We start from the raw sequence: 13,569 nt of genomic DNA on the forward strand, positions 1-13,569 counted from the left end.
CATGGCGTCGCGCGCGATCTGGAAGGGGCAGCTGCGCCTGTCGCTGGTGGCGATCCCGATCGAGATCCACAGCGCCACCAAGACCGGCCGCCGGGTCAGCTTTCGCCAGATCCACGGCCCGACCGGCAAGCCCGTGAACTATGAAAAGGTCGTGGCGGGCGTGGGTCCGGTCGACAAGGACGACATCCTCAAGGGCTATGCGCTTGGCGACAACGAATATTTGCTGATCGAGCCGGAGGAGATCGACGCGATCAAGCTTGAGACGAAAAAGACCTTCGAGCTGGTGCAGTTCGTCGGCGCCTGCGAAATCTCGCCCCTGTATTATGCGCAGCCTTATTACATCGTGCCGACCGACGAACTGGCCGAGGACGCCTATCGCGTCGTGCGCGACGCGCTGCGCAAGTCCGAAAAGGTCGGGCTGGGGCAGCTGACCGTCCACGGCCGCGAACAGCTGTGCGCGGTGCGCCCCTGCGGCGACGGGCTGCTGATGGAAACGCTGTTCTATGCCGACGAGATCAAGGACGCCGAGCCGCTGTTTTCCGGGATCGAGGACGAGCCGGCCGACGACGAGCTGCTGGCGGTGGCCGAACAGCTGATCGCCCGCAAGACCGCGCCCTTCGACGCGGCGGCGTTCACCGACCATTACGACAAGGCGCTGCGCGCGCTGATCGAGGACAAGCGCAAGGGCCGCGCCCCCCGCGTCACCACCGAAGGCAGCGCCCGCCCGTCCGCCGACAACGTCGTGGACCTGATGCAGGCGCTGAAGGAAAGCCTGAAGGCGTCGGGCGGGGCCGAGCCGAAATCCAGGGCCAAGGCGCCAGCCCGCAAGACCGCCGCCCGCAAGACGCCCGAACCCGAGGACCAGCCCGAGGACAAGCCCGCGCCCCGGCGCTCCGGCCGCAAGGCGGGCTGATTGGCTGCCCGGTCGCATCCGCGCCTGGCGACCTATCGCGCCAAGCGCGATCCCGGCGCCACGCCCGAGCCATTCGACGCGGGCGCGCCGTCGCCGGGCGCGCTGCGCTATTCGATGCAAAAGCACGACGCGACGCGCCTGCACTGGGATCTGCGGCTGGAATGGGACGGGGTGCTGCTGAGCTGGGCGGTGACGCGCGGCCCCTCGCTCGACCCGGCCGACAAGCGGCTGGCGGTCAGGACCGAGGATCACCCGATCAGCTATCTGACCTTCGAGGGCACGATCCCAAAGGGCCAGTATGGCGGCGGCACCGTCATGCTGTGGGATCTGGGCCACTGGCGCCCGGTGATCGAGGTGGGCGCGGGGCTGGCCAAGGGGCATCTGCGGTTCCAGCTTTACGGCCGCCGGATGACCGGCCTGTGGGATCTGGTCCGGGTCAAGGGCAAGCCGCGCGAGCGGGCCGAGAACTGGCTGATGGTCAAGGCCGACGATGCCGCGGCCCACCAGCCCGACCCGGTGGCGCGTCATGTCCGCAGCGTCTCGACCGGGCGCGAGATGGCCGCCATCGCCGCCGCCGACGCGCCCGCCGCACCCCGCGACGACCTGCTGCCGCTGCCCCGCGCGCCGGGGCCGATGCTGCCCAGGCTGGTGACGGCGGCGCCCTCGGGCGGCGACTGGCTGCACGAGCTGAAGATCGACGGCTATCGCGGCATGGTCCGGCTGGGGCAGGGCGGCCCGCGCATCCTGACCCGCAACGGACTGGACTGGACCGACCGCTTTTCGCCCCTGCTGCCAGCACTGGCCGAACTGCCGGCGCGGTCGGCGGTGATCGACGGAGAGATCGTTGCGGGCGCGGGCCGCCACGGGTTTTCGGCGCTGCAACAGGCGATCACCGACGGCGGCCCGTTCGGCTATGTCGCCTTTGACCTGCTGGCGCTGGACGGCGACGACCTGACCCGGCGCCCGCTGACGGATCGCCGGGCGGCGCTGGAACGGCTGCTGGCCGACGTGCCGCCGCTGGGGCTGATCGACCTGTCCACCGCCATCGCGGGCGACGGCGCGTCGGCGCTGTCGGCAATCTGCGCCGCGGGCGGCGAGGGGATCGTCAGCAAGCGTGCCGGATCGACCTATCGCGCCGGGCGGGCGGACAGCTGGCGCAAGACGAAATGCGAGACCCGCACGGCCTTCGCGGTGATCGGCTGGCTGCCCTCGGACAGTCCGGGGCGGCCGTTTTCATCGCTGCTGCTGGCCAGCGCCGAAGAGGGCGGCTGGCGCTATCGCGGCAAGGTCGGCACCGGGTTCCCGGCCGCGGTGCAGGATGATCTGGCCGCCCGCATGGCCCCGCTGGCGCGCAAGACCGCCGCCGCCGACGTGCCGCGCAGCGAGGCGCGGGGCGCGCGCTGGGTCGAGCCGTCGCTGATGGCCGAAGTGCGCTATGCCGGGCTGACCGCCGACGAGTTGCTGCGCCATGCCAGCTTTCAGGGACTGCGCGAGGACAAGATGCCCCCCGGACCGCCGAAGGCCGCCAGACCGGCACCCGCCACCGCCCGCGTCGCCAAGGGGCGGGCGACATCGGGGCCAAAGGTCGCGGGCGTCACCATCACCAGCCCCGACCGGGTGGTGTTCCCCGACGCGGGCGTGACCAAGGCGCGGGTGGCCGAATACTTTGCCGCCGCCGCGCCCCTGATGCTGCCCCATGCCGCCGACCGCCCGCTGTCGCTGGTCCGCCTGCCCGAGGGGGTCGGCGGCGAGAGCTTTTTCCAGAAACACGCGGGCAAGGGGTTCCCCGCTCAGGTCCGGCTGGCGCCCCTGCCGGGCGAGGACGAGCCGGCGATGTATGTGGCCGACGCCGCCGGTCTGGTCGCCGCAGCCCAGATGGGCACGGTCGAGTTCCACATCCGCGGCACCCGTCGGGACCGGCCCGACCGTCCCGACCGGCTGGTGTTCGACCTCGACCCCGACGAATCGCTGGGGTTCGCCGATGTGCGCCGCGCGGCCCGCGACCTGCGCGACAGGCTGGACGGGCTGGAGCTGCCAAGCTGGCCGATGGTCACCGGCGGCAAAGGCATCCACGTCGTCTGCGACCTGCGCCGCACCGTGGGGTGGGAGACGGTGACCCTGTTCTCGCGCACGCTGGCCACGCTGATGTCGGCCGAGGAACCGGACCGCTTCGTCGCCGTCATGTCCAAGGCGAAACGGCAGGGCCGCATCTTCATCGACTGGCTGCGCAACGAGCCGCAATCGACGGCGATCAGCCCGTTTTCGCTGCGCGCGCGCGCCGGTGCGCGCGTCGCCATGCCGGTGTCGTGGCGGGTGCTGGACACGCTGAAGGGGGCCGACGCCTTTGACATCGGGAATGCGCTGGAACAGGCTGCGACGGTCGCACCCGAACGGCCCCGCCCCGTGGCGCTGGACAAGGCGGTTCGGGCGCTGGTGACATGACGGCAGCTGTCCGGGGCGCCTGCGATGTCACGAAGATGACACATTGGCGTCGCATGGTCGTCACGCCGCGGACCTAGAGACCCACTGGCAAACATGCCTTCAAGGAGCCTCTCATGAGCATGATGAAGATGACCGCCTCGGCTTTTGCGATGGTGGCGGTGTCCGCCACCGCCGCCGCCGCGCGCGAGAACGTGCAGGTTGCCGGCTCGTCCACCGTTCTGCCCTATGCAACCATCGTGGCCGAGGCGTTCGCCGAGAACATGGATTTCCCCGCCCCGGTCGTCGAAAGCGGCGGCTCGTCCGCGGGGCTGAAGCAGTTCTGCGAAGGCGTGGGCCAGAACACCGTCGACGTCGCGAACTCGTCGCGCCCGATCCGCGAGGCCGAGTTGGCCACCTGCAAGGAAAACGGCGTCGCCAACATCATGGAAGTCCGCTTCGGCTATGACGGCATCGTCTTTGCGTCCGACATCAACGGCGGCGATTTCGCGCTGACGCCCAAGGACGTGTTCACGGCGCTGGCCAAGCAGGTGGTCGTCGACGGTCAGGTGGTCGCGAACCCGGCGACCAGATGGAGCGAGGTGAACCCCGCGCTGCCCGACCAGGAGATCATGGTCTTCGTTCCCGGCACCAAGCACGGCACCCGTGAAGTGTTCGAGGAAAAGGTCATGACCGTGGGCTGCGAGGAGGCCGGCGCGCTGGCGGCCCTGACCGCTGCCAGCGGCGGGGACGAGGACAAGGCCGAGGCCGCCTGCATGACGCTGCGCACCGACGGCCGGTCGGTCGATATCGACGGCGACTATACCGAGACGCTGGCCCGTATCGATTCGAACAAGGCGGGCATCGGCGTCTTCGGCCTGTCATTCTATGAAAACAACACCGACAAGCTGAAGGTCGCCACGATCAACGGCGTCACCCCCTCGACCGAGACCATCGCCAAGGGCGAATACCCGGTGTCCCGTCCGTTGTTCTTCTATGTGAAAAAGGACCACATCGGGACCATTCCGGGCCTGCAGGAATACGCCGATTTCTTCGTGTCGGACGCGATGGCCGGTCCCGGCGGCCCGCTGGCGAACTATGGCCTGGTGCCCGACCCGGAACTGGCCGCCGTGCAGGCCGCCGTGGCCGAGGGCGCGACGGTCACGATGCCCTAAGGCGCGGGGCGCGCGCGAACGGGGTGGGCCGCAAGGCCCGCCCCTCACCGGCGGCCGACCAGTCCCGACCCGCCCCACCGCGCCAAGGGCCGTTGCCCCGGCCCGCGTGTTCGTCCAAGACCCGATCTAACCGGACCCTGTCCCGTCCCAAGAACCCGCTGCGCGAGGACCGATGCCGCCCTTCTGGATCATGATCGTCATCCTCGGTGCGGCCGTGCTGGGCTATGCGCTGGGCCGGGGGCGCGCCGTCCGGGCGGTGTCGGGCAACACGCGGCTGCTGCACTCGCGCCCGAACTATTACGGCTGGAACGTCGCGCTGCTGACGGCGGTGCCGTCGCTGGCGCTGCTGCTGGCGGGCGTGCTGGCGCAGCCGGTGATCGGCGGCGAGGATAGGGCGCCCTCGAACGGCGGCGTGTTCGCCGGCGTCGTGCTGGTCGTGGCGCTGGCCGGGATGGCGCTGGCCCTGACCCGCACCACGCCTGCGTTCCGCGCCCGCAACGTTGTCGAGCGGGTGATCCGCGGCATGCTGATCCTGTGTTCGCTGATCGCCATCGCCACCACCGTCGGCATCGTGCTGTCGCTGGTGTTCGAATCGCTCAACTTCTTTCGCCTGTATCCCTGGCAGGATTTCTTCTTCGGCACGGAATGGACGCCCAGCTTTGGCGGCGGGTCGGAACTGGGCATCCTGCCGCTGCTGTGGGGAACGCTGTATATTTCGGTCATCGCGCTGCTGGTGGCGGTGCCGGTCGGGCTGTTCGCCGCCATCTACATGTCGGAATACGCAAGCAAGCGGGTCCGGTCCATCGTCAAGCCCGCCATCGAGGTTCTGGCCGGCATCCCGACCATCGTCTATGGCCTGTTCGCCCTTGTCACCGTCGGCCCGCTGATCCGCGACTGGCTGGCCCAGCCGATGGGCTTGGGCAACAGCGCGTCGTCGGTGATGACGGCGGGGCTGGTCATGGGGATGATGCTGATCCCGTTCGTCAGCTCGCTGTCGGACGACATCATCAACGCCGTGCCGCAGTCGCTGCGCGACGGGTCGCTGGCGCTGGGGTCCACGCCGTCCGAAACCATCCGGCAGGTCGTGCTGCCGGCGGCGCTGCCGGGGATCGTCGGCGCGGTGCTGCTGGCGGCGTCCCGCGCCATCGGCGAGACGATGATCGTCGTCATGGGCGCGGGCGCGATGGCCCGCATCAGTCCCAACCCGTTCGAGGCGATGACCACCATCACCGTCAAGATCGTGGGGCAGCTGACCGGCGACAACGATTTCGCCAGCCCCGAGACGCTGGTCGCCTTTGCGCTTGGGCTGACGCTGTTCGTCATCACGCTGGGGCTGAACGTGTTCGCGCTGTATATCGTGCGCAAATACCGGGAACAGTACGAATGACCGACGCGACATCGAACCTGCCCCGTCCGGTGCCGGGCGCCGGTCCGCAGCCGAAATCGCTGCTGACGGTGGACGCCCGCACCCGCCGCCGCAATGCCGCCGAAAAGCGGTTCCGCGCCTATGGAATCCTGGCCATCGCCGCGGCCATGCTGGCGCTGGCGTTCCTGCTGTTCACCATCCTGCGCGACGGCTCCAGCGCGTTCTTCCAGACCTATGCCCGCATCCCGATGACCATCGAGGCGTCGGTCGTCGACCCCAAGGGCAACCGCGACCCGGCCGAAATGGCCAAGACGCTGACCACGTCTTATAACCGGATCCTGCAGGACTCGCTGGCGGATTTCATCAAGACCAACGGCATCGCGGTCGAGGGGCTGGATGACGACGACCTGGCGGGGTTCTTTTCCGGGCAGGCGCGCGCCGACATGCGCTGGGCTGTGCTGGCCGATCCGTCGCTGGTCGGGCAGGTGATCGATGTGCCGGTCCTGACCTCGTCGCGCGTCGACGGGATGTTCAAGGGCCGCGTCACGCGCGAATCCGCGGCGCTGGACGGCAAGACCTCGGTCGCGCAGTTCGATCTGGCGATGGCGCTGGCCGACAGCGGGCACCTGAAGACCCGGTTCAACTGGGACTTCATCACCGGGACCGACAGTTCCGACACAAGGCCCGAAAGCGCGGGGCTGGGCGTCGCGATCATCGGGTCGGCCTATATGATGCTGATCGTGCTGGTGCTGGCGCTGCCCATCGGGGTCGCGACGTCGATCTATCTCGAGGAGTTTGCGCCAAAAAACAGGCTGACCGACATCATCGAGGTCAACATCTCGAACCTGGCCGCCGTGCCGTCGATCGTGTTCGGCATCCTGGGGCTGGCCGCGTTCATCAACGTCGTGGGCCTGCCGCGGTCGGCGCCCGTCGTGGGCGGGCTGGTGCTGACGCTGATGACGCTGCCCACGATCATCATCGCCACCCGTGCCGCGCTGCGGGCGGTGCCGCCGTCGATCCGGGACGCGGCGCTGGGGGTCGGGGCCTCGCGGATGCAGACGGTGTTCCACCACGTCCTGCCGCTGGCGATGCCCGGCATCCTGACCGGCACGATCATCGGGCTGGCGCAGGCGCTGGGGGAAACCGCGCCCCTGATGCTGATCGGCATGGTTGCGTTCGTCACCACCTATCCCTCGGCCCCGCCGCAGGGGCTGTTCGACCCCGCATCGGCGCTGCCGGTGCAGGTGTTCAACTGGACGCAGCGGGCCGACCCCGCGTTCTTTGAACGCGCCTCAGGCGCGATCATCGTGCTGCTGGCCTTCATGCTGGCGATGAACCTGCTTGCCATCTTCCTGCGCCGCCGGTTCGAGCGCCGCTGGTAAGGGGTCCACAGGAGCCATAGTTATGAACAACATGTATCTGGCGGAGAGAACCGTGCACACCCAGGCCCAGCCGATCAAGTTCAGGTGCAGCGACGTGCAGGTCTGGTATGGCGAAAAGCACGCGCTGAAGGACGTCAGCGTCGATCTGCAGGACAAGACCGTCACCGCCTTCATCGGCCCGTCGGGCTGCGGCAAGTCCACCTTCCTGCGCTGCCTGAACCGGATGAACGACACCATCCCGGTGGCGCGCGTGACGGGGCAGATGCTGCTGGACGGCGACGACATCTATGACCGCCGCGTGGACCCGGTGCAGCTGCGCGCCCGCGTCGGCATGGTCTTCCAGAAGCCCAACCCGTTCCCCAAGTCGATCTATGACAACGTGGCCTATGGCCCCAAGATCCACGGGCTGGCCCGCAACAAGGCCGAGCTTGACGGCGTCGTCGAACAGGCGCTGCGCGGTGCGGCGCTGTGGGACGAGGTCAAGGACCGCCTGCACGAATCCGGCACCGGCCTGTCGGGCGGCCAGCAGCAGCGGCTGTGCATCGCCCGCGCCGTCGCCACCGCCCCCGAGGTGCTGCTGATGGACGAGCCGTGTTCCGCCCTTGACCCGATCGCCACCGCGCAGGTCGAGGAGTTGATCGACGAGCTGCGCGAGCAGTTCTCGGTCGTGATCGTCACCCATTCCATGCAGCAGGCCGCGCGCGTCAGCCAGAAGACGGCGTTCTTTCACCTGGGCCATCTGGTCGAATACGGATCGACCGACGACATTTTCACCCGGCCGCAGGATCCGCGGACGGAAAGCTATATCTCGGGCCGGATCGGCTGATCCACGACATTCAACACGAAGGGGGAAAGCCATGATCGGGGACAAGCACATCGTTTCGGCCTTTGACCGGGATCTGGAAACCGTCCAGGCGCTGGTGGTCAGGATGGGCGGCATGGTCGAAAGCGCCATCGCGGACGCGGCCGTTGCGCTGGAAACCCGCGACGAGGAACTGGCCGAGGATGTCCGCCGCCGCGACCGCGGCATCGACGAGCTTGAGGTCCAGATCAACGAAGAGGCCGCGCGCCTGATCGCGCTGCGCGCGCCGCGCGCCACCGACCTGCGGCTGGTGCTGTCGGTCATCAAGATTTCGGCCAGCCTGGAACGCGTGGGCGACTATGCCAAGAACATCGCCAAGCGGACGCATGTCCTGGCCCAGATGAACGTGGTCGAGGGCGCCGGCATGGCGCTGCGGCGCATGGCGCAGGCGGTCGAGACGATGATGCGGGACGCGCTGGACAGCTATGTCCACCGCGACGCGGCGCTGGCCGCCGACGTGCGCGCCCGCGACCTTGAGGTGGACCAGATGTACAACGCGCTGTTCCGCGAGTTCCTGACCTACATGATGGAAGACCCGCGCAACATCTCGGCCTGCATGCACCTGCATTTCATCGCCAAGAACATCGAGCGGATGGGCGACCACGCCACGTCCATCGCCGAACAGGTGCTGTATCTGGTCGTGGGCGAGCTGCCCGACGACGCCCGCCCGAAAAGCGACAGCGTGACGGCGGCGGCGGGTGCCGGGGCATGACGGCGGCTGCGGCCCGGCAACCCTGCGTGCTGGTGGTCGAGGATGAGGGCGCGCAGCGCGAAGTCCTGAAATACAACCTCGAGGCCGAGGGTTTCGGCGCCGTCTTCGCAGAAACCGGCGACGAGGCGCTGTTGCTGGTGGCCGAGGAAGACCCCGATCTGATCGTGCTGGACTGGATGCTGCCCAACGTCTCGGGGATCGAGGTCTGCCGCCGCGTCAAGGCCGACCCCGCCACCCGCAACATCCCGATCATCATGCTGTCGGCGCGGTCCGACGAATCCGACCGCGTGCGCGGGCTTGAGACCGGCGCCGACGACTATGTCGTCAAGCCCTATTCCGTGGTCGAGCTGATGGCCCGCCTGCGCACCCAGCTGCGCCGCACCCGGCCGTCCACGATGGGCGAGCGCCTGTCGTGGGAGGACATCGTCCTGGACGCGGCCGAGCATCGGGTGTTCCGCGCGGGCCAGCCGCTGCATCTTGGCCCGACCGAGTTCCGGCTGCTGTCCACGCTGATGGAAAGGCCCGGCCGGGTCTGGACGCGCGAACAGCTGCTGGACCGCGTCTGGGGCCGCGACATCTATGTGGACAGCCGCACCATCGACGTTCACGTCGGCCGCCTGCGCAAGGTGCTGATGGCGCAGGGCGGCGACAACCCGGTGCGCACCGTGCGTGGCACGGGGTATGCGCTGGGGTGAAAGGCGTTCGGGTCCGCTGAGCGGGCGAGGCCGCGCAACCGCCTCGGCCCTGCCAGGATCAGGCGGGCCACGCCTTTATCATTGCAGTTTATGACAGTTTCCGACAATATCGATTCGACGGATGCACCGCATCTTTCTGGGAGGAAACCTATGTCATTTATTGCCCGCAAGCTGGCCGCAGCCTGCATCATCGCCCTGTCGTCGGCCGTGCCGGTGCTTGCGCAGGATCTGGAACTGACCCTGACCGCGCCCGCCGGTGCCGGCGGCGGCTGGGACGCAGCGGCGCGTTCGCTGCAGGAAACCATGATGAAGACCGGCGCCGCGAAAAGCGTTCAGGTCGTGAACGTGCCGGGGGCCGGGGGCACCGTCGGCCTGGCGCAGTTCGCGCAGGGCGCGCGCGGCGCCAAGGATCAGATGCTGGTCGGCGGCATCACGATGGTCGGCGCGATCATCACCAACAAGTCGCCCGTCACGCTGGCGGACGTCACGCCCATCGCGCGGCTGACCGGCGACCCGCTGGTCGTCGTCGTGCCGAAGAACTCGCCCCACCAGACGCTGGCCGACCTGACCGCGGCGATCAAGGCCGATGTCGCCGGCACCATCTGGGCCGGCGGTTCGGCCGGCGGCGCCGACCATATCCTGTCGGCGCTGATCACCAAGGCGGCCGGCGGCGATCCGTCCAAGGTCAACTATGTCGCCTATTCGGGCGGCGGCGAGGCGCTGGCCGCGATGCTGGGCGGGCAGGTCACGGCCGGGATTTCCGGCTATGGCGAATGGCAGGGGCAGATCGAATCCGGCGACCTGCGGGCGCTGGCGATTTCCTATCCGGAACCGATCGAGGGCATCGCCGCCCAGCCGCTGAAGGCGCAGGGCGTCGATGTCGAGCTGGTCAACTGGCGCGGCGTCTTTGCGGGGCCGGACATCGCCGACGCCGACAAGCAGGCGCTGGCAACCGCCGTCGAAACCGCGGTGAAATCGCCCGAATGGGCCGAGATCCTCAAGGCGCGCGGCTGGTCCGACTATTACGCGCCGGCGGACGAGTTCGCGGCCTTCATCGACAGCGAGAACGCCCGCGTCCACGAGACGCTGAAGGCCATCGGCCTGGCCGAGTGACCGCCTGCGGGGCGGCGGCATCTTGCGCCGCCCCGCTCGCCTTTCCGCAAAGGAACGTCCGCGCATGAACGTCACCCGCAAGCTGCATCGCCCCACGGCGCTGATCGGGATCGGGCTGCTGGCCATCGCCGCCGTCACCTGGTCCGACGCGCGGGGCATGACCATCCGCGCGAACTATGGCGTGGGGGCGGACGCCGCGTCCTATGTCGTCGCGGTGTTCCTGGCCGCGCTTGGCGTGGGGCACCTGTTCGCGGCCCTGCGTCCCGGTATCCAGGCCGACGAGGCCGACTGGGGCGCGGTCGCGTGGATCGTGCTGGCGCTGGCCGGGCTGATCGGGTCGATCTGGGCGGGGCTGGGGTTCATCATCGGCTCCACCCTGCTGTTCTCGCTGACCGCGCGGGCGTTCGGCCGCCGCGCCCTGCTGGCGGACATGGCCATCGGGCTGGTGCTGTCGACCGGCGTCTTTCTGATGTTCAACAAGCTGCTGAAGCTGGCGCTGCCCGTCGGGCCGCTGGAACGGCTGTTCTAAGGGGTCGGTCGCGATGGACGCAGTCTTCCAGCTGATGAACGGCTTCGCCTCGGCCATCGAGCCGATGAACCTGCTTTTCGCCGCCGTGGGTGTCCTGCTGGGCACCGCGGTCGGCGTGCTGCCCGGCATCGGCCCGGCGCTGACCGTCGCGCTGCTGCTGCCGGTCACGTTCAAGATGGACCCGGGCGGGTCGCTGATCATGTTTGCGGGCATCTATTACGGGGGCATGTATGGCGGATCGACCACCGCCATCCTGCTGAACACGCCGGGCGAGGCCGCATCGGTCGTCACCGCGCTTGAGGGCAACCAGATGGCCCGCAAGGGCCGCGGCGGCCCGGCGCTGGCGACCGCCGCCATCGGGTCGTTCGTCGCGGCGCTGATCGCCACGGCCGGGCTGGCGTTCCTGGCGCCGTTTCTGGTCAAGGTCGCGGTCCGGTTCGGGCCGTGGGACTATTTCGGGCTGATGCTGATCGCATTTGTCACGGTCTCGGCGACCTTCGGGTCGTCGCCGCTGCGGGGGCTGACCAGCCTTGCCGTGGGGCTGTGGCTGGGGCTGATCGGGATCGACCAGCTGACCGGGCAGACGCGGCTGGCCTTCGGCGTGCCGAACCTGTTCGACGGGATCGAGGTCACGACGCTGGCGGTCGGCCTGTTCGCCATCGGCGAGGCGCTGCATGTCGCATCCCGCCACATGTATGCGCCGGAAAAACCGATGGCGATCAACGGGTCGATCTGGATGTCGCGGTCGGACTGGGCGCGGTCGTGGAAACCCTGGCTGCGCGGCGCGGGCATCGGCTTTCCCATCGGGGCGCTGCCCGCCGGCGGCGCGGAAATCCCGACCTTCCTCAGCTATACGACCGAACGCAAGCTGTCCAAGCACCCCGAGGAGTTCGGCCACGGCGCCATCGAGGGCGTGGCCGGTCCCGAGGCCGCCAACAACGCATCCGCCGCCGGATCGCTGGTGCCGCTCTTGACGCTGGGGCTGCCGACCTCGGCCACCGCCGCGGTCATGCTGGCGGGCTTCCAGCAATACAACATCCAGCCGGGGCCGCTGCTGTTCGTCCAGCACGCCGATCTGGTCTGGGCGCTGATCGCGTCGCTGTTCATCGCAAACGTCATGCTGCTGGTCCTGAACCTGCCGCTGGTCGGGCTGTGGGTGCAGCTGCTGCGCATCCCGCTGCCGTGGCTTTACGCGGGCATCCTGGTGTTCGCGACGATGGGGACCATCGCCGCCAACCCGTCCGTCGTGGAACTGCTGCTGCTGTCGGGCTTTGGCCTGATGGGCTTTCTGATGCGGCGATACGACTATCCCGTGGCGCCCGTGATCGTCGGGCTGATCCTCGGCCCGATGGCCGACAGCCAGCTGCGCCGCGCCCTGCAGATGAGCCAGGGCGACCCGATGGTGCTGTTCCAGCATCCCGGATCGGCCATCATGATCGCCATCGCGGTGATCGCCCTGGTCGCGCCGTTCCTGTTCCGGGGCCTTGCGCGGTTCCGCCAGGACGAGGACTGACGGGCGCTTGCCGTGTCCCGGCACAGCCTTGCCCCCCGCATCATGGCGCAGATTCTTGACCACGTCCGGGCCGAGGGAATGCCCCGCGGCCGGCATCTGCCCGCGCAGGCGCTGGCCGACCAGTTCCGCGTCTCGCGCGCGCCGGTGGTCAGCGCGCTGCGCCAGCTGGAAAAGCAGGGCATCGTCCGGTCCGAGGCGAATCGCGGGTTTTTCCTGGACCGCGACGCCGCGAACCTGCCGGCGACCGCCGACGCACCGCCGGACGAGGATGCCATCTATTTCCGCATCGCCGAGGATCGGCTGGCCGGACGGCTGCCCGACCGGCTGAGCGCCAGCGAGTTCATGCGGATCTATGACCTGCCGCGCGGACGCATGCAGTTGCTGCTGCAGACCATCGAGGACGAGGGCTGGATCGAGCGGCTGCCCGGCAACGGCTGGCAGTTCCGCGCCACGCTGACCTCGCGCAAGGCCTATGCCGATGCCTATCTGTTCCGCGCCACGATCGAGCGCGAGGCGCTGCTGCTGCCCGGTTTCCGCCCCGACCCGGTGGCCTTTGCCGCCGCCCGCGCGCAGCAGGCGGCCATGCTGGACAGCCACGGCCGCGCCAGCCGCACGGTCATCTTTGCCCAGAACAGCGACTTTCACGAGACGCTGATGCGCTGCGCGGGCAACGATTTCTTCCTGGACGCGGTGCAGCGCACCAACCGCATCCGGCGGCTGATCGAATACCGCATCACCACCGACCGGTCCCGTCTGCCGCAACAATCGCGCGAGCATCTGGCGATCCTGGACCTGATCGAATCCGGCCGCATGGCCGACGCGGCGGACTTTCTGTTCCGCCATATCCGCGACGCGGGGCTGGCCAAGGCCGCGGCCTTCGACTGACCCGCG

At 68.9% G+C, this 13,569-nt stretch carries 12 protein-coding genes; all 12 read left to right on the plus strand.

Annotated elements, in window-relative coordinates:
* Position 1 precedes the first annotated feature (1 nt).
* The 12 genes from ku (at position 2) to EPA64_RS08320 (ending at position 13,563) form a co-directional block, all read left to right on the plus strand.
* Positions 2-913 carry a non-homologous end joining protein Ku gene (gene ku / locus EPA64_RS08265; protein WP_134725792.1) on the plus strand — a complete coding sequence of 304 codons (912 nt, stop codon included), beginning with the start codon at positions 2-4 and terminating at the stop codon, positions 911-913.
* On the plus strand, positions 914-3,355 hold the full coding sequence (gene ligD / locus EPA64_RS08270) for a DNA ligase D (protein WP_134725793.1): 2,442 nt from the start codon (positions 914-916) through the stop codon (positions 3,353-3,355).
* A 113-nt stretch (positions 3,356-3,468) separates the two neighbouring features.
* Positions 3,469-4,506, plus strand: a complete 1,038-nt coding sequence (locus EPA64_RS08275) for a PstS family phosphate ABC transporter substrate-binding protein (protein WP_134725794.1) — start codon at positions 3,469-3,471, stop codon at positions 4,504-4,506.
* Between the two features lie 172 nt (positions 4,507-4,678).
* Positions 4,679-5,893: a phosphate ABC transporter permease subunit PstC gene (gene pstC / locus EPA64_RS08280; protein WP_134725795.1), complete on the plus strand. Its 1,215-nt coding sequence runs from the start codon at positions 4,679-4,681 to the stop codon at positions 5,891-5,893.
* Complete coding sequence (gene pstA / locus EPA64_RS08285; protein ID WP_134725796.1) at positions 5,890-7,254, plus strand: phosphate ABC transporter permease PstA; 1,365 nt, start codon at positions 5,890-5,892, stop codon at positions 7,252-7,254. Before pstC ends, pstA begins: the two co-directional genes overlap by 4 nt.
* 22 nt (positions 7,255-7,276) lie before the next feature.
* The gene (gene pstB / locus EPA64_RS08290; protein WP_134725797.1) at positions 7,277-8,080 is read left to right on the plus strand and encodes a phosphate ABC transporter ATP-binding protein PstB; all 804 of its coding nucleotides are present in this window, start codon (positions 7,277-7,279) and stop codon (positions 8,078-8,080) included.
* Positions 8,081-8,111: 31 nt separating this feature from the next.
* Positions 8,112-8,828, plus strand: a complete 717-nt coding sequence (gene phoU, locus EPA64_RS08295; protein ID WP_134725798.1) for a phosphate signaling complex protein PhoU — start codon at positions 8,112-8,114, stop codon at positions 8,826-8,828.
* Entirely contained in the window at positions 8,825-9,523 is a 699-nt protein-coding gene (phoB, locus tag EPA64_RS08300) for a phosphate regulon transcriptional regulator PhoB (protein ID WP_134725799.1), read from the plus strand. Before phoU ends, phoB begins: the two co-directional genes overlap by 4 nt.
* Positions 9,524-9,673: 150 nt before the next feature.
* Positions 9,674-10,636 carry a tripartite tricarboxylate transporter substrate binding protein gene (locus EPA64_RS08305; protein WP_134725800.1) on the plus strand — a complete coding sequence of 321 codons (963 nt, stop codon included), beginning with the start codon at positions 9,674-9,676 and terminating at the stop codon, positions 10,634-10,636.
* A 64-nt stretch (positions 10,637-10,700) separates the two neighbouring features.
* On the plus strand, positions 10,701-11,165 hold the full coding sequence (locus tag EPA64_RS08310; RefSeq protein WP_134725801.1) for a tripartite tricarboxylate transporter TctB family protein: 465 nt from the start codon (positions 10,701-10,703) through the stop codon (positions 11,163-11,165).
* Between the two features lie 13 nt (positions 11,166-11,178).
* Positions 11,179-12,678, plus strand: a complete 1,500-nt coding sequence (locus tag EPA64_RS08315) for a tripartite tricarboxylate transporter permease (RefSeq protein ID WP_134725802.1) — start codon at positions 11,179-11,181, stop codon at positions 12,676-12,678.
* 42 nt (positions 12,679-12,720) lie between these two features.
* A complete protein-coding gene (locus tag EPA64_RS08320; RefSeq protein ID WP_246026676.1) occupies positions 12,721-13,563 on the plus strand; it encodes a GntR family transcriptional regulator in 843 nt (280 codons plus the stop codon).
* The last annotated feature ends 6 nt before the right edge of the window (positions 13,564-13,569 follow it).

The organism is Paracoccus luteus (assembly GCF_004522155.1).
GTDB lineage: Bacteria > Pseudomonadota > Alphaproteobacteria > Rhodobacterales > Rhodobacteraceae > Paracoccus > Paracoccus luteus.

Coding starts and splice junctions, on each gene's coding strand:
- EPA64_RS08320 (WP_246026676.1), top strand. CDS start 12,721: ATGGCGCAGATTCTTGACCACGTCCGGGCCGAGGGAATGCCCCGCGGC.
- phoU (WP_134725798.1), top strand. CDS start 8,112: ATGATCGGGGACAAGCACATCGTTTCGGCCTTTGACCGGGATCTGGAA.
- EPA64_RS08275 (WP_134725794.1), top strand. CDS start 3,469: ATGAGCATGATGAAGATGACCGCCTCGGCTTTTGCGATGGTGGCGGTG.
- phoB (WP_134725799.1), top strand. CDS start 8,825: ATGACGGCGGCTGCGGCCCGGCAACCCTGCGTGCTGGTGGTCGAGGAT.
- EPA64_RS08305 (WP_134725800.1), top strand. CDS start 9,674: ATGTCATTTATTGCCCGCAAGCTGGCCGCAGCCTGCATCATCGCCCTG.
- pstA (WP_134725796.1), top strand. CDS start 5,890: ATGACCGACGCGACATCGAACCTGCCCCGTCCGGTGCCGGGCGCCGGT.
- pstB (WP_134725797.1), top strand. CDS start 7,277: ATGAACAACATGTATCTGGCGGAGAGAACCGTGCACACCCAGGCCCAG.
- ku (WP_134725792.1), top strand. CDS start 2: ATGGCGTCGCGCGCGATCTGGAAGGGGCAGCTGCGCCTGTCGCTGGTG.
- EPA64_RS08310 (WP_134725801.1), top strand. CDS start 10,701: ATGAACGTCACCCGCAAGCTGCATCGCCCCACGGCGCTGATCGGGATC.
- pstC (WP_134725795.1), top strand. CDS start 4,679: ATGCCGCCCTTCTGGATCATGATCGTCATCCTCGGTGCGGCCGTGCTG.
- EPA64_RS08315 (WP_134725802.1), top strand. CDS start 11,179: ATGGACGCAGTCTTCCAGCTGATGAACGGCTTCGCCTCGGCCATCGAG.